This window comes from Burkholderia contaminans (genome assembly GCF_029633825.1).
Classification (GTDB): Bacteria; Pseudomonadota; Gammaproteobacteria; order Burkholderiales; family Burkholderiaceae; genus Burkholderia; species Burkholderia contaminans.
In genome coordinates this window covers 1,258,652-1,277,548 of sequence record NZ_CP090640.1, presented here as the reverse complement: position 1 = coordinate 1,277,548, position 18,897 = coordinate 1,258,652, and the positions used below count along the sequence as shown (strand labels likewise).

The 18,897-nt window shown below is 67.3% G+C and carries 20 protein-coding genes; 3 read left to right on the top strand and 17 right to left on the bottom strand.

What is annotated here, in order from left to right; translation table 11 throughout:
• Positions 1 to 180: 180 nt before the first annotated feature.
• A complete protein-coding gene (locus LXE91_RS05930; RefSeq protein WP_039346810.1) occupies positions 181 to 585 on the top strand; it encodes a hypothetical protein in 405 nt (134 codons plus the stop codon).
• Positions 586 to 661: 76 nt separating this feature from the next.
• On the opposite strand, the gene LXE91_RS05925 is transcribed toward LXE91_RS05930, so the two are convergent.
• From LXE91_RS05925 to flhD, 16 genes are all read right to left on the bottom strand, one after another.
• Complete coding sequence (locus tag LXE91_RS05925; RefSeq protein ID WP_039346812.1) at positions 662 to 1,159, bottom strand: VOC family protein; 498 nt, start codon at positions 1,157 to 1,159, stop codon at positions 662 to 664.
• A 168-nt stretch (positions 1,160 to 1,327) separates the two neighbouring features.
• The gene (locus tag LXE91_RS05920) at positions 1,328 to 2,563 is read right to left on the bottom strand and encodes a DUF3443 family protein (protein ID WP_039346814.1); all 1,236 of its coding nucleotides are present in this window, start codon (positions 2,561 to 2,563) and stop codon (positions 1,328 to 1,330) included.
• Between the two features lie 16 nt (positions 2,564 to 2,579).
• Positions 2,580 to 3,083 carry a DUF2844 domain-containing protein gene (locus LXE91_RS05915; protein ID WP_039346816.1) on the bottom strand — a complete coding sequence of 168 codons (504 nt, stop codon included), beginning with the start codon at positions 3,081 to 3,083 and terminating at the stop codon, positions 2,580 to 2,582.
• 261 nt (positions 3,084 to 3,344) lie between these two features.
• Positions 3,345 to 4,076 carry a protein phosphatase CheZ gene (gene cheZ, locus LXE91_RS05910; RefSeq protein WP_039346817.1) on the bottom strand — a complete coding sequence of 244 codons (732 nt, stop codon included), beginning with the start codon at positions 4,074 to 4,076 and terminating at the stop codon, positions 3,345 to 3,347.
• A 1-nt stretch (position 4,077) separates the two neighbouring features.
• A complete protein-coding gene (cheY, locus tag LXE91_RS05905; RefSeq protein ID WP_039346818.1) occupies positions 4,078 to 4,473 on the bottom strand; it encodes a chemotaxis response regulator CheY in 396 nt (131 codons plus the stop codon).
• A gap of 67 nt (positions 4,474 to 4,540) precedes the next feature.
• On the bottom strand, positions 4,541 to 5,632 hold the full coding sequence (locus LXE91_RS05900; RefSeq protein WP_039346820.1) for a protein-glutamate methylesterase/protein-glutamine glutaminase: 1,092 nt from the start codon (positions 5,630 to 5,632) through the stop codon (positions 4,541 to 4,543).
• Positions 5,629 to 6,354, bottom strand: coding sequence for a chemoreceptor glutamine deamidase CheD (cheD, locus tag LXE91_RS05895; RefSeq protein ID WP_039346822.1), 726 nt, complete (start codon positions 6,352 to 6,354; stop codon positions 5,629 to 5,631). The genes LXE91_RS05900 and cheD overlap by 4 nt, the downstream gene beginning before the upstream one ends.
• Positions 6,351 to 7,325, bottom strand: a complete 975-nt coding sequence (locus LXE91_RS05890) for a CheR family methyltransferase (RefSeq protein ID WP_039346824.1) — start codon at positions 7,323 to 7,325, stop codon at positions 6,351 to 6,353. Before LXE91_RS05890 ends, cheD begins: the two co-directional genes overlap by 4 nt.
• A 3-nt stretch (positions 7,326 to 7,328) precedes the next feature.
• The gene (locus LXE91_RS05885; RefSeq protein WP_039346826.1) at positions 7,329 to 9,308 is read right to left on the bottom strand and encodes a methyl-accepting chemotaxis protein; all 1,980 of its coding nucleotides are present in this window, start codon (positions 9,306 to 9,308) and stop codon (positions 7,329 to 7,331) included.
• Positions 9,309 to 9,345: 37 nt separating this feature from the next.
• Complete coding sequence (gene cheW, locus LXE91_RS05880; RefSeq protein ID WP_006486165.1) at positions 9,346 to 9,861, bottom strand: chemotaxis protein CheW; 516 nt, start codon at positions 9,859 to 9,861, stop codon at positions 9,346 to 9,348.
• 51 nt (positions 9,862 to 9,912) lie between these two features.
• A complete protein-coding gene (gene cheA / locus LXE91_RS05875; protein ID WP_039346829.1) occupies positions 9,913 to 12,159 on the bottom strand; it encodes a chemotaxis protein CheA in 2,247 nt (748 codons plus the stop codon).
• A gap of 33 nt (positions 12,160 to 12,192) precedes the next feature.
• Positions 12,193 to 12,570 carry a response regulator gene (locus LXE91_RS05870; RefSeq protein WP_011350594.1) on the bottom strand — a complete coding sequence of 126 codons (378 nt, stop codon included), beginning with the start codon at positions 12,568 to 12,570 and terminating at the stop codon, positions 12,193 to 12,195.
• 24 nt (positions 12,571 to 12,594) lie between these two features.
• Positions 12,595 to 13,620, bottom strand: coding sequence for a flagellar motor protein MotB (motB, locus tag LXE91_RS05865; RefSeq protein WP_039346832.1), 1,026 nt, complete (start codon positions 13,618 to 13,620; stop codon positions 12,595 to 12,597).
• A 13-nt stretch (positions 13,621 to 13,633) separates the two neighbouring features.
• Complete coding sequence (gene motA / locus LXE91_RS05860; protein WP_011350592.1) at positions 13,634 to 14,494, bottom strand: flagellar motor stator protein MotA; 861 nt, start codon at positions 14,492 to 14,494, stop codon at positions 13,634 to 13,636.
• A gap of 178 nt (positions 14,495 to 14,672) precedes the next feature.
• Positions 14,673 to 15,227 (bottom strand): flagellar transcriptional regulator FlhC, encoded by a 555-nt coding sequence (flhC, locus tag LXE91_RS05855; RefSeq protein WP_011350591.1) that lies wholly within the window; start codon positions 15,225 to 15,227, stop codon positions 14,673 to 14,675.
• Between the two features lie 92 nt (positions 15,228 to 15,319).
• Positions 15,320 to 15,640 carry a flagellar transcriptional regulator FlhD gene (gene flhD, locus LXE91_RS05850; protein WP_039346834.1) on the bottom strand — a complete coding sequence of 107 codons (321 nt, stop codon included), beginning with the start codon at positions 15,638 to 15,640 and terminating at the stop codon, positions 15,320 to 15,322.
• A gap of 663 nt (positions 15,641 to 16,303) precedes the next feature.
• Here flhD and LXE91_RS05845 point away from each other — a divergent pair.
• Positions 16,304 to 17,368 (top strand): glycosyltransferase family 4 protein, encoded by a 1,065-nt coding sequence (locus LXE91_RS05845; RefSeq protein WP_039346836.1) that lies wholly within the window; start codon positions 16,304 to 16,306, stop codon positions 17,366 to 17,368.
• Between the two features lie 105 nt (positions 17,369 to 17,473).
• On the opposite strand, the gene LXE91_RS05840 is transcribed toward LXE91_RS05845, so the two are convergent.
• Entirely contained in the window at positions 17,474 to 17,770 is a 297-nt protein-coding gene (locus LXE91_RS05840; protein WP_021162849.1) for an H-NS histone family protein, read from the bottom strand.
• A gap of 299 nt (positions 17,771 to 18,069) precedes the next feature.
• On the opposite strand from LXE91_RS05840, the gene aqpZ reads away from it, so the two are divergent.
• A complete protein-coding gene (aqpZ, locus tag LXE91_RS05835) occupies positions 18,070 to 18,810 on the top strand; it encodes an aquaporin Z (RefSeq protein ID WP_039346839.1) in 741 nt (246 codons plus the stop codon).
• Positions 18,811 to 18,897: the final 87 nt, after the last annotated feature.

The window sequence follows — 18,897 nt, the reverse complement described above, 5'->3', positions numbered from 1 at the left end:
GAAGACCTGACAGAAACGACAGCCCCCGATAATCCGGCATTTGATTACATCCGGATGAAATCGAGTGCGATCGATAATCGGCATCCCGTGTGCCGCATTGGATTAACCGGCCGGCATTACGCGGGCGTGCAAAGCGCGCTACGCTTCGCCATGACTTGCCGATTCCGGTCGAACCGCACCATGCTTCGTCATCCGCTCGCGCCGTTGCTGTCGCTTGCCTGCGCGCTGACCGCCGGCTGCGCGGGCACGCCGTCCCTGCCGCCCGGCGCACAGGCGCCTGACGCGCCGCACCCCGGCACGATCGCACTGCACCATGCGTGGAACGGATCGACGCAAACCCTGTACGCGCAGGATTTCCCCGCGAGCTTCGCCTTCCGCTGCGTCGACACGCGCGGCGAGCCGGCGGAACACGCTCGCGCGGCCTCGTGCGTGCCGGTCGTCGAGATCGAATCGATGTCGGTCGATGCCGCCGGGCGCCCGGTCGCGCCAGCCGACGCCGTCCGGATCGAAAGCACCGCGTACGGGCCCGGCCACCGTTTCCTCGACCACACGCGCCTGATGCGCGACGGCCGGCCACCGGGCTAGCGCCCGTTCCGGCCGCTCACGGGCTTGCGCGGCCCCTGGCGCCGGTTCGCCGGTTCACGCCTGCAACGGGCTCCCCCTATCCCGCCGCCGCCCGCTGCAGCGCGTCGAGATCGAGCTTCTTCATCGTCATCACCTGCGCCATCACGCGCTCCGCGCGCGCCGGATCGCCCGTCATCAGCTCGCTCATCTGCACCGGCACGACCTGCCACGACACACCGAAACGGTCGCGCAGCCAGCCGCACTGCTGCGCACGCTCGTCGCCGCCTTCCGACAGGCGCGCCCAGTAGCGGTCGATTTCGTCCTGGTCCCGGCAATTGACGACGAACGACACGGCCGGCGTGATCTGGAACACGGGGCCGCCGTTCAGCGCGACGAACGCCTGCCCGTCGAGCTCGAACGCGACGGTCATCACCGCGCCCTCCGCGCTGCCGGACGCGTGCGCGCCGGCCTTGCCGTAGCGCGCGACGTGCACGATGCGCGCGTTGTCGAACACCGATACGTAGAAACCGGCGGCCGCCTCGGCGTCGCGGTCGAACCACAGGAACGGCGTGATGCGTTGTATGCGCGGCTTCATGGCGCTGCCTCCTCGATGTCGTGCCGGCATGGGTGCCGGTATTACATCGTAGGCGCTATGCCCGCGCGCGGCGGGCCGCCGGTCGGCCCCGTCGTGCCGTGCACGGCCGGCGCATAAAAAAAGGGGGCGATCGCTCGCCCCCTTGTTCCCGCATCCCGCCGCGCCGCGTCAGAACGCGACGAAAGGCGCCGCGCCGCCGCTCGCGGTCTTGTCCATCCCGAAGTAGATCGTCTTGCCGTAGAAGTGCGGCATGCCGATATCGAGCCAATTGGACGAACCGAACGGGCCCGCGATGTCGTTGAACGCGAACGTCGACGAGTTCGAGAACAGCGAATCCGCGTTCGCGACGGGCATCGTCACCGTGCCGCTCACGCCGTTCTGGCCGGTCAGCGTCGCCGAATTGCTGGTCGTCGACGACGGGCAGTAGAACTGCGTGTTCTTCGGGCAGGTCGGCAACGTGCCCGACGTATCGTTGAAGAAGTACGCGTTCGAACCCGTATCGAAGAAAGCGGTCACGTTGCGCCCCTGGAACGTCGCGCTGACGTCGCCCGTCGTGGTCGACGTCATCACCGTCTTCCCGGTCAGGTCGGGGAGGCCGAACGTCAGCGTCCCGGTCGCACTCGCCTGTCCGTTGTTCGAGATGCTCGGCATCGTCACGCTCACCCCGCTGCTGTCGGCGAAGCGATGCACCGGGTTCGCCACCTGCTGCGCCACCGGCACGAGCGCGACCGTGCAGTTCGCGTTGTTGCCGTTCGGGCATGCGTAATAGTTGTTGTTCGTCGACGTCGACGTCGCGCAGGTCGTGCCGCAGTCGACCGGCGCCGGCCCGATGCCGAGGATCCCGTTCGCGCCGAGCGCGCTCGCCGAGTTGGCCGACGTGCCTCCGTTCGTGCACGAGCTCGGCACGTTCGTCGTGCCGAGGTCGCCGATGATCTGCACGGGCAGCGAAGCGGCCTGCTCGCTGCCGATCGACAGGTCGACAGTGCGCACCGAGCCCCACGTGTAGCTCGACACGAACTTGCCGCATTCGGCGACCGGCGCGCCGCCGCTCGTCACCTGCGGGAGGCTGCCGAGCACGCCCGACACCGCGCTGCCGACGAGCCGCAGCCCGTAGGACGCGGTATCGACGAGCACGTTGTTGACGATCTGGCAGTTCGACGTGCCCGGCACGCAGACCTTGAGGCTGACGGTCGGGATGTTGATCACGTTCGCGACACCGGCGTTGACGGTGATGACGGCCGTGTTCCCGGAATTGCCGTCCGAGCCGCCGTTACCGTTGTTGCCGTTGTTGCCCGAGCTGCCGCCGCCGCCGTCACCGCCGCCGCATGCCGTCACGAGGACGGCCGTCGCCGCCGCGAGGCCCAGCACGCCGAGCCAGCGCTTGAATGTACGAGGAATTCTCAAGATCGCTCTCCCGCTGTCACTGGATGTCGGTGCCGGTCAGGCCGGCAGGCAGCGCCGCCGGCAGCCACGCCTGGCCCGAGAAGGCGCCCATGTGGCCGCCTGTCCGGATCACGAGGCCGCTCGTGTCGACGGATACGGGCGCGCGCCAGCCGCGCGCCTTGTGCGCCGCCTGGACGCCTGCGGTGTACTGCGGGAAATAGCTGCCGAGCAGCGACGCGAGATCCGGCATCGTCGGCCCTTGCCACGCGAGGCCGAACACGCTGCCGGCGGCCGACGTGTATTCGTGGATGACGGTGCCCGATCCGAGCGTGATCTCGCGGACGGTATAAGCGGCCGTGCTCGTCTGCATGCCGTCTGCCGAACGCATCGCGCGCTGCAAGGCGCGTACGGTTGCGGCCTGATCGTCCGCCGGCGGCGACATCGGCGCGCCGCCCAGTTCAGCATATGCGTGGACACTCCACAGCACACCCATTGCAGCCGTCGCGTGCGCGACGGCCCAGCCCAAGCGTTTCAGCTTCACGTTCCCCCCCAAGGGACTGGCTTTGTTGCCGGCGGTGCGGCCATCGCGCCCGCGCCACCTGCCAACATATGAAATCGTACGAATGACGCTACGTTGCTGCTGACGCGTAGTATGCCTGCTGAGTGTGTCGAAGTGTCAATTTGACGACGGATGACCCGGCGCCACGCGGGAATCGCGTGCGCGGTGAAGCAGTGCGGGGGACGATGTGGCGCGGGCATCGGCGCCGCCGCGACAGGCGGCGCACCGATGCCTGCGGCAGGGTCAGAAGCCCAGGCTGGCGAGCAGGTCGTCCACCTGCCCCTGGTCCTGGACCACGTCGGTCTTGCCTTCCGGCGCGATCTGCGGGCCGTTCAGCAGCGACTCGGGGCTGCCGGTCGAGCTGATCTGCTCGGCCGCGAGCGCGGCCGCGGTGGCCGCGAACTGCTCGCGCCGCTCGGGCGCGATGTTCTCGACGAGCACCGTGAGAAGCTGCTGCTCGATCAGGTAGACCATGTCCATGATCTTCTTGATCACCTGCCCGGTCAGGTCCTGGAAATCCTGCGCGAGCATGATCTCGAGCAGTTGCGCGCTGGTGGCCGAAGCCGATTCGGGCAGCGTACGCAGGAACGTGCGCGTATCGTCCATCAGCTCGCGCACTTCCGCGTGCTCGATCGGCGCCGCATACCACTGCGCCCAGCGCGCGTCGAGCGCCTCGGCCTCGTTCTGGATGCGCTCCTGCATCGGCTTCGCGACCTCGATCGCATTCAGCACGCGCACGGCGGCCTGCTCGGTCATCGTGGCGACGTAGCGCAGCCGGTCGCGCGCATCGGGCACGGCTTCGGCCGCCCGCTCGACATGCTTGTCGAGCCCGAGCTCGCGCATCGAATCGCGCAGCGTGCGCGTGACATGGCCGATGCGCGCGAGGATGCGGTCGCTCGCGAAATCGGCGCCTTCGGCGTGGCCGTCGGCGCTGAACCCGGCGCCGGTCAGCGCGGCATGGATCGGCTCGTTCACGTCAGCTCCCGGTCTTCGCCATCTTGTCGATAATCTTGTTCAGCTTCTCGTCGAGCGTCGCGGCCGTGAACGGTTTCACGACGTAGCCGCTCGCGCCGGCCTGCGCGGCCGCGATGATGTTCTCCTTCTTCGACTCGGCCGTGACCATCAGCACCGGCAGGTGCGTGAGCGTCGCGTCCGCGCGGATTTCCTTGAGCATCGCGAGACCGTCGAGGTTCGGCATGTTCCAGTCGGAGATCACGAAGTCGAAACCGCCGCCGCGCAGCCGCGCGAGGCCGGCCGCGCCGTCCTCGGCCTCGTCGACGTTCGAGTAGCCCAGTTCCTTGAGCAGGTTGCGGACGATCCGGCGCATCGTCGGGAAATCGTCCACCACCAGGATTTTCATGCTCTTGTCCATCGTCGTTCCTTTCCAGATTCGTTTCCGTCGGGACGCGTATCGTGGCACGCGCCCCGTGACATTCCATTCAAACGCGCTGCACGCGGTCGCCCATCGTCGCCAGGCGCGCCATCACGCGACGGCTCATCTCGGCGAGCGGCACGATCTCGTCCGCGCCGCCGAGCGCGATCGCCTCGCGCGGCATCCCGAACACGATGCAGCTTGCTTCATCCTGCGCGAACGTGTGAGCGCCCGCGCGTTTCATTTCCAGCAGGCCGGCCGCGCCGTCGCGGCCCATCCCGGTCAGGATCACCCCGAGCGCGTTCTTGCCCGCGTGCGTCGCCGCCGAGCGGAACAGCACGTCGACCGACGGGCGGTGCCGGTTCACCGGCGGCTCGTCCGACAGTTGCGCAATATAGTTCGCCCCGCTTCTCGCAAGCAACAGGTGCGCGTGGCCCGGCGCAATATACGCGTGGCCCGGCAGCACGCGCTCGCCGTGCTCGGCTTCCTTCACCGCGATCCGGCACAGGCCGTTCAGCCGTTGCGCGAACGACTTCGTGAAGCCCGGCGGCATGTGTTGCGCGATCAGCACGGCCGGCGCATCCGGCGGCAGCGGCGTCAGCACTTCGCGGATCGCCTCGGTGCCGCCCGTCGACGCGCCGATGATGATCAGCTTCTCGGTACTGACGAGCGGGTTGTTGATCATCGGCGCGGCCGAGTGGCTGTCCGCCGTGCGCGCGGCGGCCTGCGGCTGCGGCGCCTGGCGCACGCGCGCCCGCGACGCCGCGCGGATCTTGTCGGCGAGCTTTTCCGCGTAGTCGAGCATCCCGTCGCGAATCCCGACGCGCGGCTTCGTGACGAAATCGACCGCGCCGAGTTCGAGCGCGCGCAGCGTGATTTCCGAGCCGCGCTCGGTCAGCGACGACACCATCACGACCGGCATCGGCCGCAGGCGCATCAGCTTCTCGAGGAAGTCGAGCCCGTCCATGCGCGGCATTTCGACGTCGAGCGTGAGCACGTCGGGGTTGTGCTGCTTGATGAGCTCGCGCGCGACGAGCGGATCGGGCGCGGTCGCGCACACCGTCATGTCGGGCTGGCTATTGATGATCTCGGTCATCAGGCTGCGGATCAGCGCCGAATCGTCGACGCACAAAACTTTGATCTTCTGCACTGCGGTCATGCCTCCTGCTTTCTTGATAGGTTCGCCGCCCGCACGCCGCCGGCCGGCGCCGCGCTGCGCGCGCCGAACAGCTCGATGCGCGGCCGCGCCGGCTGCGGCGGCGCCGGACGCTTCGCCGCGAACAGCTCGACCTGCGGACGCGGCCGTGCGGTGCGGGCGCGATCGGCCTCGCGGGCGAGCGCGGCTTCGCGTTCGGTGACGCCCGGCACCTGCAGCCGCAGCTTCTTCACCGCCGCGCGCCCCGTGGCCGCCATGAACGCGACCTTGCGCGGGTGCACGCCCTGCAGGTCTTCCGCTGTAATGCGGATGCGCTCGAGCGCCAGGTAGCGGCGCACGAAATCCGCGTTGCGGTCGCCGATGTTGATCGTGGTCATCCCGGCCAGCACGGCGGCGCCCCCGAACACCTTCGCCTCGAAGCGTTCGCGGCGCCCGCCGGCCTTGATCATCTCGTTGATCAGCACTTCCATCGCATACGCGCCGTAGCGCATCGATTCCGACGCGGCCGCGCCCGGATCGGCGCCGTCGTCGGGCAGCATGAAGTGGTTCATCCCGCCGATGCCCGCGTACGGGTCGTGCAGGCACGCGGCGACGCACGAGCCGAGCACGGTCATCAGCACCATGTCCTCGGACGTCGTGTAGAACTCGTTCGGCAGCAACTTCACGCCGGGACGGCCGAAGTGGTTGTCGAAGTAGCGATTGGTGGCGATCGGCAGGGCGCTCATCCGCGCACTCCAGGAGCTGATGCGGCACGCGCATGCGCGGCGGACAGCATCGCAGGCGCCTGCGCGCCCCGCGGCCGCGCGCCCTGTGCGGCGTCGCGGGTCAGTTCGTACACCGTCTGCCCGCGCAGCCGGAACGCCTGCGTGACGTACGTGAAGTTTTCGGAATGACCGGCGAACAGCAGCCCGCCCGGCTTCACGAGCGGCTCGAAGCGCGACAGCACCTGCCCCTGCGTCGGCTTGTCGAAATAGATCATCACGTTGCGGCAGAAGATCGCGTCGAACGGCTTCGCGATGCCGTAATCCGCATCGGTCAGGTTCAACTGCTCGAAGCGGATCATCGCGCGCAGCTCGGGACGCACCTTCACGCGGCCGGCCTGCGCGCCCGTGCCCTTCAGGAAGAAGCGCTTCAGCCGCTCCGGCGCCAGGTGCTTGACCTGGTCGTACGTGTAGATGCCGGCCTCCGCCTTCGCGAGCACCTGCGTGTCGAGGTCGGTCGCGAGAATCGACGCGCCGCGCGCGGCCGATTCGCCGAGCGCCTCGATCAGCGTGATCGCGATCGAGTAAGGCTCCTCGCCGGTCGACGCCGCCGAGCACCAGACCGATACCGGTGCCGGCCGCCCCTTCACGAACTCCGACAGGATCGGGAAATGGTGCGACTCGCGGAAGAACGCGGTCAGGTTCGTCGTCAGCGAATTGGTGAACGCTTCCCACTCGAGCGGATCGTCTTCCTGCTCGAGCAGGTCGAGGTAGTCGCGAAACGTGTCGAGGCCGCGTGCCCGCAAGCGGCGCGCGAGACGGCTGTACGCCATGTCGCGCTTGTGCTCGGACAGCGAGATCCCCGCGCGTTGATGGATCAGCGCGCGAATGCGTGCGAAATCCGCGCTGGTGAACGCGAAGTCGCGCCCCGGCTCGCCCGCGCGAGGCGAGGCATCCGGTACATCGGGTCGAAACGGCGCGCGCGCGTGCGGCATGGTTTAGAAGGTCTCCCAATCGTCATCGGACGTGCCGGCCGTGGCCGGCGCCGGCTTTTCGCCGTTCAGCGCCGGGCGCACGAGCGCGGGCTTCGCGGCCGGCTTGTCGGCCGGCGCGGCGGTTTTCGCGAGACGCGGCCCGTAGCCGCCCGCAGCCGTGCCGCGCGAAGCCGGTGCATCCTTCTGCGCGTGTGCGCCCGTATCGGCCGCACGCTTCGGTTCATGGCCTGCGCCCGACGCAGCTGCAGCGGCACCGGCAGCACGCGGCGCCGGCGCGGCGCGCCGTGCCGGTTGGGCGTTGGCTTGCGGAGCCGGCAGCGCGGCGACCGGCGCCGCGTCGAAACGCGGCTCGGACGTCAGCGCGGGCCCGGCCGCCGGTTCATGCGCGACCGGTCGCGCGACACCGCGCGACGGCGCGAGCACGATGCCGCCCGCCACGCGCCAGCCCGACACGATCGCCTTCATCTGGCGCGTCTGCTCCTCGAGCGACGCGGCCGCGGCCGCCGCCTGCTCGACGAGCGCCGCGTTCTGCTGCGTGACCGAATCCATCTGGCCGACCGCGCGGTTGACCTGCTCGATGCCGGTCGACTGCTCGTCCGACGCGGCGCTGATCTCGCCCATGATGTCGGTCACGCGGCGCACGGCCTGCACGATCTCGTCCATCGTCGAGCCGGCGCGCGACACGAGCGCCGACCCGCTTTCGACCTTCTCGGCCGAATCGCCGATCAGCTGCTTGATTTCCTTCGCGGCGCTCGCGCTGCGCTGCGCGAGCGAGCGCACCTCGCCCGCGACCACCGCGAAGCCGCGGCCCTGTTCGCCGGCACGCGCGGCTTCGACCGCCGCGTTCAGCGCGAGGATGTTGGTCTGGAACGCAATGCCTTCGATCGTGCCGATGATGTCGACGACCTTGCCCGAGCTCGCCGCGATGTCCTGCATCGTCGACACGACCTGGCCGACCACTTCGCCGCCCTGCGTCGCGATGTCCGATGCGTTCACCGCGAGCTGGCTGGCCTGCCGCGCGTTCTCCGCGTTCTGCCGCACGGTGCCCGTCAGCTGCTCCATGCTCGACGCGGTTTCCTGCAGCGACGCGGCCTGCTCCTCGGTGCGCTGCGACAGGTCGGTGTTGCCGGTCGAGATCTCGCGCGCGCCGACGTCGATCGACTCGGTGCCACGATGCACGGCCTGCACCATCGTCGTGACCGCGTCCTGCATCCGCTTGATGCCGCCGAACAGGCGGCCGATCTCGTTGGTGCTGAACACGTTCACCGGCTGCGTGAGGTCGCCGCCGGCGATGCGCTCGAAGTGCGCGATCGCGTCCTCGAGCGGCTGCACGATCAGGCCGCGCAATGCAAAGCGGATCGCGATCACGACGACGAACGCGATCGCGATGCCGGCCGCGATCAGGCCGATCATCAGCGAGATCTGCGACTGCGTCGCGGCCTGGCGATCTTCCGCGCGCTTCTGCAGTGCGGCGATCACGGCCGCCGCCGTCTGGTCGAACGCGATGAACATCGGGCTGATCTTCGTGTCGGCTACCGCGTGGTACGCCGCCATGTCGCCCGCGCGCGCCGCCGCGAATTCGGGCTCGACGCCTTCCTTCACGATCGTCGAGTAGCGTGTGGAAAGCTCGTCGAGGAGCGCCTGCTCGACGCCGAGCTTCGGCAGCGACTGGAACGCCTGCCAGTTCTGGTTCGACTTCGCGAACAGCTCCTGCGCGCGATCGAGCACCTTCGTGGCGTCGGCCCCGTTGCCGGCTTCGGTCAGCGTACGGAAGCGATCGAGCGCCACGCGCGAGCGCAGCAACTGCGCGGCCGTGTCGTCGAGCGCGTGGATCGCCGGCAGGTCGACGTGCGCGATCTCGTCGAGCGAGCGGCTCGCGTGATTGAGCGCGTAGAGGCCGAGCCCGCCGACGGCGGCGGCCAGCGCCACGAGGATGAGTCCGATCGCCGTAAGCGTCGTGCGGATCGACCAGTTATGCAACATTGCAGATTCTCCCGAAATTCCTGCGCGCGCGGCGCGCTTAACCGCCGAGCGTCTCGATCAGCGCCATTTCACGGCTCGACATCAGCTTCTCGATGTCCATCAGGATCAGCATCCGGCCGTCGACCGTGCCGAGGCCCGTCAGGTACTCGGTCGTCAGCGTCGCGCCGAATTCCGGCGCCGGCATGATCTGGTCCGTCTGCAGCGTCAGCACGTCCGACACGCCGTCGACCACCATCCCGACCACGCGGTTCGACACGTTCAGGATGATCACGACGGTCTGGTGGTCGTACTCGACGCGGCCGAGATGGAACTTGATCCGCATGTCGACGATCGGCACGATGATCCCGCGCAGGTTGATCACGCCCTTGATGAACTCCGGCGCGTTCGCGATGCGCGTGACGCTGTCGTAGCCGCGGATTTCCTGCACCTTCAGGATGTCGATCCCGTATTCCTCGTCGCCGAGCGTGAAGACGAGAAACTCCTGGCCCGTCGCGTCGCCTTGTTCTGCATCGCGGCGGCTCGTTGCCGCGTTCGCCGCGGCCGGATTGATCATTTGGACTTCAGCAGACACGTTTGCCCCCAATCGGTTGAATGGCGAGTGACATCAGAACATCGCGAGCTCGGCGCCGGCTCGGGCGCCGTGCGTCGCACGGGTTTCGCGGTTCAGCGCCGCGACGTCGACGATCAGCGCGACGCTGCCGTCGCCGAGGATGGTCGCTGCCGAGATGCCGTGCACCTTGCGGTAATTGGTTTCGAGGTTCTTCACGACCACCTGCTGCTGGCCGACCAGCTCGTCGATCAGCATCGCGAAGCGGCGCCCCTCGGTTTCCATGATCGTGACGATCCCCTGCGTCGGGTCGGTGCGCGCATCGTCGACCGAGAACACCTCGTGCAGCGCGACCAGCGGCAGGTATTCGCCGCGCACGCGCACCACGCGCTCGCCGTTGCCGACCGTGTAGATGTCGTCGTTCGACGGCTGCAGCGACTCCATCACGAAGTTCAGCGGCAGGATGAAGATCTCGTTGCCGACCTTCACCGACATCCCGTCGAGAATCGCGAGCGTGAGCGGCAGCACGATCCGCGTGGTCGTGCCGCGGCCGGCCACCGACGTGATTTCCACGTGGCCGCCCATCGACTGGATGTTGCGCTTCACGACGTCCATCCCGACGCCGCGGCCCGACACGTCGGTCACCGTCTCGGCGGTCGAGAAGCCCGGCGCGAAGATCAGCTGCCAGACTTCGTCGTCGCTGATGTTGTCGGACACCTGCATGCCCTGTTTCGCGGCCTTCGCGAGGATGCGCTCGCGGTTCAGGCCCGCGCCGTCGTCGCTCACCTCGATCACGATGTTGCCGCCGTGATGCGCGGCCGACAGCACCAGCTGGCCGACCGCGTCCTTGCCGGCGGCCACGCGCTTGTCGACCGTCTCGATCCCGTGGTCGAGGCTGTTGCGCACGAGGTGGGTCAGCGGATCGATGATGCGTTCGATCAGGCTCTTGTCGAGCTCGGTCGCCTGGCCGAACGTGACCAGCTCGACCTGCTTGCCGAGCTTGCCGGCGAGGTCGCGCACGAGGCGCGGGAAGCGGCTGAACACGTAGTCCATCGGCATCATGCGGATCGACATCACCGCTTCCTGCAGGTCGCGCGCGTTGCGCTCGAGCTGCGCCATCCCGTTGAACAGGCGGTCGTGCAGCGCCGGATCGAACGCGCTCGCGGTTTCCGCCAGCATCGCCTGCGTGATCACGAGCTCGCCGACCAGGTTGATCAGCTGGTCGACCTTCTCGACGCCGACGCGGATCGAGCTGCCTTCGGCGCCCGATGCCGCCGCGGCGGCCGGGCGGGCGCGCTTGTCGTCGTGATGCGCGGCGGCCTGCGGCGCGTGGTCGGCGTGCGCCGGCTGGGCCGGCTGCTGCGCTTGCGCGGCGGCGGCCGGCGCGGCGGGCGCGGGTGCGGCCGGTGCCGGTGCAGCCGGTTGCGGTGCCGCGGCCTGCGGCGCGAATACCTCGGCGCGCACCGGTTGCGCGGCGGCGGCCGGTTCTGCTGCCGGCGCCGCGGCGTCCTGCGCGGCAGCGGGTGCGGCCGGCGCCGTGCCGTGCCCGACGCGGATCTGGCTTTCGTCGATCACGAAGCAGCACACGGCGACGATGTCGTCGGACGGCACGTCCGATTCGACCCACAGCGTCAGGTCGGCGCCCACTTCCTCGCGGCCGACGATCCGGCCGAGGTTGCCGAGTTCTTCGGTGAGCAGTTCGCGATCCTTCGCATCGACGCCCACGAGCGTGATCTTCAGGTGCGGGCCGCCTTCGTCCGCACCGGCGTCGGCCGTCGGATGGGCAGCCGCGACGGCCTGCTCGATCACGTGGTCGGGCACGCGATCGTCGCTGGCGGCCGGCGCAGCCGGTGCGACGGCAGCGGCGACCGGCGCCGCGGGCTCGGCCTCGGCAGCTGCCGGCGCACCCGCGCCGCTCTCGGCCTTCAGCCGTTCGAGCTTCGCGCAGATCGTCGCGGCGGCGGCCGCGTCCGGTTCGGCGCTCGCGCGGTAGTCGACGAGCTGGTCGGACAGCACGTCCTTGGTCTCCAGGAACGCGTCGACCATTTCCTTGGTCAGCGTCAGCTCATGGTTGCGTGCGCGGTCGAGCAGCGATTCGAGGATGTGCGTCGTGTCGGTCAGCGCGGAAAAGCCGAACGTCGCCGCACCGCCCTTGATCGAATGCGCGGCGCGGAATATCGCGGCCAGATCCTCGGGGTCGGGCGAACCGACGTCGAGGTTCAGCAGCAACTGCTCCATCTGCGCGAGCAGCTCGTCCGCTTCGTCGAAAAATGTCTGGTAGAACTGAGTGATGTCGAGAGTCATGCCCGGTCCCGGGTTGAAAGCGTCGCGTGAATGTCAGGAAGCGGCCGGCTCGGACAGCGTCGCGACCAGGTCGACCAGCACGGCGGGGTCGATCGGCTTTTCGATCCATCCGGTCGCGCCCGCGTCGCGCGCGGCGTCCTTGAACGCGTCGCTGCCTTCGGTCGTCAGCACGAGGATCGGCGTTTCCGTATAGGCAGTGAGCTTGCGCAGCGCGGCGATCACTTCGAGCCCGCTCTTGCGCGGCATGTTCTGGTCGGTCAGCACCAGGTCGTACGGCACGGTGGCCGCCAGGTCGAAGCCGGCCTCGCCGTCCGGCGCCACCGTCACGTCGTACCCGGCCTGCATCAGCGTGGCCTGCAGCAGCGCACGCATGGTCGCGGAGTCGTCGATGGCGAGAATGGTTCGGATCATGTCTGTCTCGGAATCTTGTCGATATCAGGGTTTCGGCACGGCGACGGCGGACGCCGCGAGCGCCGGGCGCACGGCCGGCGCCGGGGCCAGCTGCTGCGCGAGCTGCTGCGAGCCGGCCGCATCGGCCGACAGCGTCGTGGTCGTCGCATCGTCGCGCATCAGCGCCTCTTCGGATTTGCGGTTCAGCACGATCACGCTGATCCGGCGGTTTTCCGGATCGAGCGGGTCGGCCTTGTTCAGGTTCTGGGTCGACGCGAGGCCGAGCACGCGCAGCACTTTCGCCTCGCCCATGCCGCCGGCGATCAGCTCGCGGCGCGACGCGTTCGCGCGGTCGGCCGACAGCTCCCAGTTGCTGTAGCCGCCCTCGCCGCCCGCGTACGGCACGGCGTCGGTGTGGCCCTGGACGATGATGCGGTTCGGCACGTCGTTCAGCGTCTTGCCGATCTCGCGCAGGATGTCGCGCATGTACGGCTCGACGTGGTCGCTCGACATCGCGAACATCGGCCGCTTCTGCGAATCGACGATCTCGATGCGCAGCCCCATCAGCGTCGAATCGATGCGGATCTGCTGCTTGAACTGGCGCAGCGTCGGGTTGGCCTCGATCGCGGCCATCAGCTTGATCTGCAGGTCGTGCAGGCGCGCCTGCTCGAGCCGGTCCTGCGCGGCCTGCGCGTTCTGCGCCTGCGAGCGGGAATGCTCGTCGCCCATCTTCGCGAGGCGTTCGGCGAGCTGCGTCGTGCCGTCGGTGCGGCGCAGCGTGCCGGCGTCGACGCTCGACAGGTCGCGGCCGCCGCCGTTGATGATGCTGGAATCCTGCGAGCTGCGGTCGCCGCTGCCGAACAGCGCGGCCTTCAGCGGCGTGTTGAAGTATTCGGCGATCCCCTTCAGCTGCACCGGCGTGACCGAGCTCAGCAGCCACATCAGCAGGAAGAACGCCATCATCGCGGTCATGAAGTCCGCGTACGCGAGCTTCCAGGCGCCGCCGTGGTGGCCCTTCTTCGCGGGGGCCACCCGCTTGACGACGATTGCGCGATCCTTGCTCTTGCTCATTGGGCGCTCCGCGTCACTTCGCCTTCACGCGGCGCACGTGCTCTTCAAGCTCCGAGAACGACGGGCGCTCGGTCGAGAACAGCACCTTGCGGCCGAATTCGACCGCGATCGCCGGCGCATAGCCGTTCAGCGTCGCGAGGATCGTCACCTTGATGCACTGGAACATCTTGGTCGACTCGGCGACGCGCTGCTCCGCGAGGCTCGCGAGCGGCCCGATCAGCCCGTACGACAGCAGGATCCCGAGGAACGTGCCGACCAGCGCCTGCGCGATCATCGCGCCGAGCACCGCGGGCGGCTTGTCGGCGGACGCCATCGTGTGCACGACGCCCATCACGGCCGCGACGATACCGAACGCCGGCATCGCGTCGCCGACGCGCATCAGCGCATGCGCGGGGCCTTCGCCTTCCGCGTGGTGCGTCTCGATCTCCTCGTCCATCAGGCTCTCGATCTCGAACGCGTTCATGTTGCCGCCCACCATCAGGCGCAGGTAGTCGGTCAGGAATTCGACGATGTGGTGATCGGCGAGGATCTTCGGGTATTGCGTGAAGATCGGGCTCTTTTCCGGATCGTCGATGTCGGCCTCGAGCGTGAGCGTGCCTTCCTTGCGTGCCTTCGCGAGCAGCACGTAAAGAAGCGCCATCAGCTCCATGTAGACATCCTTCGTGTATTTCGAGCCCTTGAAGAGCGTCGGCAGCACGCGCAGCGTGGCCTTGATGGTCTTGCCGCCGTTGCCGAGGATGAACGCGCCGACACCCGCGCCCACGATCATCAGGATCTCGACGGGCTGGATCAAGGCGCCCAGATGCCCGCCTGCCAGCGCATAACCGCCGAAGACGGACAACAGCGTCACGAGTGTTCCCACGATAATCAGCACTGCCTGTCCCTCACGAATGACCGGCGGGGAGACCGCCGTTAAACAGGTTTACGGCAGTCGGCAGGAAAACTTTCGCGGGCGGCCAGGCGGCGGCCCGACGGTGTTTACCAGCAATTCGCAGACGATTCGCGCCGCCCGGCGCGGCCTGAACGCCCCGCCCGGCCCCGCCAGACGGTGCTCAGGCCGCGGCGGCAGCCAGTTCGGCGCGCGCGGCGGCGGCCTTGCGGGTCTTGCCCGCGCGCGACGGCGGCTGGCAAAGGCCGCAGACGAAACCTTGATGCGGATCATGCGCATGCGCGACGAAGTGGCCGCCGCAGCGCGTGCACGGGGTCATCTGCAGCATCCCCGAATCGAAGAAGCGCACGAGCGTCCATGCGCGCGTGAGGCTCAGCGCGGCCTCGTCGCCGGACAGGTTCACGTGCTCCTGATAGAGCCGGTACGCCTTCACGATCGACTGGATCGGCTCGCAACGGCCGTGGTCCTGCATGAACCGGTAGATGTTGTAGAACAGCGACGAGTGGATGTTCGGCTGCCACGTCATGAACCAGTCGGTCGAGAACGGCAGCATCCCCTTCGGCGGCGACACGCCCTTCAGTTCCTTGTACAGCTTGATCAGACGGTCCCGCGACAGGCTCGTCTCCGCTTCCAGCAGCTGCAGCCGGGCGCCCAGTTCGATCAGTTCGATGGCGAGGGTGATTTCCTTCACCTCGATCACGACGCTTTTGCTTGCCATGGTGATAACCGTCCGCTTGACGTTTTTCGGATGGATGGCCAATACGCTGCCCACCGGCGCGGCACGCCGGGACAAACGCAAGGCGGGATGGATCAGCGGACGCCTTCGACCTGCTGCCCGGCCATCAGGATGGCCGAGTGGGCGTGCGCGACGACATCGCTGCGGCCCTTGTCGGCGAGCGACGAGAGCAGCGCATGATCATCGAAGCGGAAGCGGCACAGCATCTGGTTCGACGCAGCCAGCTTCACGGTCTGTGCGAGCGTGAGGTTGGCGAGCAGGTCGGCGAGTTCCTGGGAGATTCCCATGCGGAACATGCCCATCGCTTTGTCTTCCCGCAGCAGGCGCTGCGCGAGGAGGAGGTACGACAGGTTGACCTCTTTGATCTCACTGAGCATTTCGCTGGTAGCGCTCATGATTCCCCCGTTAAGAGCTTTGCTTTGGCCATTCGTGTTATGAAAACGTTTGCTCGATCAGAGCGCTCTGGGCGCTCAGTCGGCTCGTTTATAGTCTTACAGGGCGAATTTTGGCCAAACGGCATTTATGCCGGTATCAGCGAAGTGGCGTATGCCATGCAGGATTTGTCTGTAAACCGTGTAGGAATTTTTCCGACAAGGCGAATTGAAAGCGGCAATGGGGAATGCGGGTGACAGCGCGAATTCGGCTGAGATGTGCCCGATGGCCTCCGCGCAGTGGCGAAAGGCTTGCCGGCGAGGCGGCCGACAATCGGATCGGTAAAAATTATAGTGGTTTTTCACGATAGCGCAACAATAGTTGTGACCATCTCGATTCATGAATTCGCGCCCCTTTTCTCGGGGTTTTCGCGTATTTCATCGTGTAACAAGCCTTAAGTGTTTGAAAAAACACTCGAACCCCCCGGGGCGATATCGATAATGGACTCCAATGGGCGGCGGCGCGAGCCGTGCCGGCCCGCCCCGCAGCTTGCCGTCCGGCGCCCCGCGCACCCCGCCCAGGGCACGGCCCCGTACCGCCAACCGCGTACGCCGGCGAGTTTCGCAACCTTGCACGGGATCCGCATCGGCGCCACCGCGCCCCCGGATCAACACAGGAGAACATCCATGCGAATTGCCCAGATCGCGCCGCTTTACGAAGCCGTTCCGCCGAAACTCTACGGCGGCACCGAGCGTGTCGTGTCCTACCTCACCGAGGCGCTCGTCGATCTCGGCCACGACGTGACCCTGTTCGCCAGCGGTGACTCGGTCACGTCGGCCCGACTCGAGGCGGCCTGGCCGCGCGCGCTGCGGCTCGACCCGTCGATCCGCGATTCGATGGCGCCCCATATGCGGCTCCTCGAACAGGTCGCCCGGGTCGCGCACGAATTCGACGTGCTGCACTTCCACCTCGACTACCTGCCGTTCCCGCTGATGTCGCGCCTCGACACGCCGTACGTGACGACGCTGCACGGCCGCCTCGACCTGCCGGAACTGCAGCCGGTGTTCGACGCATTTCCGGACGCGCCGGTCGTGTCGATCTCGAACAACCAGCGCAAACCGCTGCCGCAGGCCGCGTGGGCCGGCACCGTGTATCACGGGCTGCCCGACACGCTGCTCACGCCGCAACCGGGCGTGAAGCCCGAATACCTCGCGTTCCTCGGCCGGATCTGCCCGGAAAAGCGCGTCGACACCGCGATCCGCATCGCCGCGCAAAGCGGGCTGCCGCTGAAGATCGCCGCGAAGGTCGACAAGGCCGATGCCGACTACTTCAAGGAAGTGATCGAGCCGCTGCTCGACCAGGCGCACGTCGAATTCATCGGCGAGATCAACGAGGCGCAGAAGCCCGCGTTCCTGTCCGGCGCGAAGGCGCTGCTGTTCCCGATCGACTGGCCGGAGCCGTTCGGCCTCGTGATGATCGAGGCGATGGCCTGCGGCACGCCGGTCGTCGCGTTCAACCGCGGCTCGGTGCCCGAAGTGATCGAGGACGGCGTGACCGGCTTCATCGTCGAGGACGTGCAAGGCGCGGTCGGCGCGCTGCACCGGATCGACAGCCTGTCGCGTACCGCCATCCGCGAGCGTTTCGATACGCGCTTCAGCTCGAAGGCCATGGCGCAGCGGTACGTCGAAACTTACGAATCGCTTTGCGCGGGAGCCCGCCAACCGGCATTGCGCCAGGTCGCCGGCGCCTGACACGGAATTCCGCAAGGAAATATTCCGTAATCCAATCCGCGCCGGAATTGGCGCGGATAACAAAAGAGCCGCATCTCGATGCGGCTCTTTTGTTTGGGCTTTCGGTCATTCGATGAGGAAACGATCGCGGTTTTTACCGACGATCCAATTCGGCGGCTTGCCGCGCCCGCTCCAGGTCGCGCCCGACTTCGGGTCGCGGTATTTCGGGGGCAGCGGCGCCTTCTTCGGCGGGCGCCCGCGCTTCGCTCGCTCCGCGAAGCCCAGATCCTGGGCAGTCAGCCCATATTCGGCAATCTTTTGCTGGACTTCCGCAATCACCGCCGCCACTTCCTGGCGGCGCACATCGTCCGCCTGGGCCTGCAGATCGGCGATCTGCGCCTTGAGTTTCGCGTATTGAGACATTTTTCGACTCCCCTTTTGATGATGCGGCCCCGGCGAATCCGGCCGGGACACCAACATCCGTTACGCCATCCGCACTGCCGCCCTGCCCTTCGAAATTAATGCTGCCATCTTTAACCGATTCGGCTATATCGAGAATGCGGACTTATTCTAATAAAAGGCATTCGTCAGCCATTCAAATTTAACAATCGTTGACCCTCCCCCACCCGATTCATTTCCTATAATCCAGACCAATTCCGGGTGACGGTTTAAATCCGTCGCGTCGTCCGGTTGTCTTCAATCCACTTGAACGAGGTCCTTACATGAATCTTTCTCAGCGTCTCGCTGCAGAGGTATTCGGCACGTTCTGGCTGGTGCTCGGCGGGTGCGGAAGCGCCGTGCTGGCCGCCGCCTTTCCGGGCCTCGGCATCGGCTTTGCCGGCGTCGCACTTGCCTTCGGCCTGACTGTGCTGACGATGGCATTCGCAATTGGCCACATTTCCGGCTGCCACCTGAATCCGGCGGTGAGCGTCGGCCTGACGGTCGCCGGCCGCTTCCCCGCACGCGATCTCGTGCCGTACATCGTCGCGCAGGTGGTCGGCGCGACGCTCGGCGCATTCGTGCTGTACCTGATCGCGACCGGCAAGCCGGGCTTCGACGTCGTCGGCAGCGGCTTTGCGACGAACGGCTTCGGCGAGCGCTCGCCCGGCCACTACGCACTCGGTTCGGCGTTCATTTGCGAAGTCGTGATGACGGGCTTCTTCCTGTTCGTGATCCTGGGCGCCACCGACAAGCGCGCGCCGGCCGGCTTTGCGCCGATCGCGATCGGCCTGTGCCTGACGCTGATCCACCTGATCTCGATTCCGGTCACCAACACGTCGGTGAACCCGGCCCGCTCGACCGGCCCCGCGCTGTTCGTGGGCGGCGATGCGATCGGTCAGCTCTGGCTGTTCTGGGTGGCGCCGATCATCGGCGCGGCACTCGCCGGGATCATCTACCCGCTGGTCGCTGGGCGTGACAACGCCGTCGACCTGCTGCCGGCATCGGCTCGCACAAGCGAATAAAACACTACGGGGTCAAGCGAGCAGAGCAGCGAGCCTCACGCTGTCAAAGAAGATCGAGGCAGGTAATTTCGACGGGCGCCACTGGCG

Coding starts and splice junctions, on each gene's coding strand:
- LXE91_RS05840 (WP_021162849.1), bottom strand. CDS start 17,770: ATGTCTCAATACGCGAAACTCAAGGCGCAGATCGCCGATCTGCAGGCC.
- LXE91_RS05870 (WP_011350594.1), bottom strand. CDS start 12,570: ATGATCCGAACCATTCTCGCCATCGACGACTCCGCGACCATGCGTGCG.
- aqpZ (WP_039346839.1), top strand. CDS start 18,070: ATGAATCTTTCTCAGCGTCTCGCTGCAGAGGTATTCGGCACGTTCTGG.
- LXE91_RS05900 (WP_039346820.1), bottom strand. CDS start 5,632: ATGACCGCAGTGCAGAAGATCAAAGTTTTGTGCGTCGACGATTCGGCG.
- LXE91_RS05925 (WP_039346812.1), bottom strand. CDS start 1,159: ATGAAGCCGCGCATACAACGCATCACGCCGTTCCTGTGGTTCGACCGC.
- LXE91_RS05845 (WP_039346836.1), top strand. CDS start 16,304: ATGCGAATTGCCCAGATCGCGCCGCTTTACGAAGCCGTTCCGCCGAAA.
- cheY (WP_039346818.1), bottom strand. CDS start 4,473: ATGGACAAGAGCATGAAAATCCTGGTGGTGGACGATTTCCCGACGATG.
- LXE91_RS05885 (WP_039346826.1), bottom strand. CDS start 9,308: ATGTTGCATAACTGGTCGATCCGCACGACGCTTACGGCGATCGGACTC.
- LXE91_RS05930 (WP_039346810.1), top strand. CDS start 181: ATGCTTCGTCATCCGCTCGCGCCGTTGCTGTCGCTTGCCTGCGCGCTG.
- cheA (WP_039346829.1), bottom strand. CDS start 12,159: ATGACTCTCGACATCACTCAGTTCTACCAGACATTTTTCGACGAAGCG.
- cheD (WP_039346822.1), bottom strand. CDS start 6,354: ATGAGCGCCCTGCCGATCGCCACCAATCGCTACTTCGACAACCACTTC.
- motB (WP_039346832.1), bottom strand. CDS start 13,620: ATGAGCAAGAGCAAGGATCGCGCAATCGTCGTCAAGCGGGTGGCCCCC.
- flhC (WP_011350591.1), bottom strand. CDS start 15,227: ATGGCAAGCAAAAGCGTCGTGATCGAGGTGAAGGAAATCACCCTCGCC.
- flhD (WP_039346834.1), bottom strand. CDS start 15,640: ATGAGCGCTACCAGCGAAATGCTCAGTGAGATCAAAGAGGTCAACCTG.
- cheW (WP_006486165.1), bottom strand. CDS start 9,861: ATGATCAATCCGGCCGCGGCGAACGCGGCAACGAGCCGCCGCGATGCA.
- LXE91_RS05890 (WP_039346824.1), bottom strand. CDS start 7,325: ATGCCGCACGCGCGCGCGCCGTTTCGACCCGATGTACCGGATGCCTCG.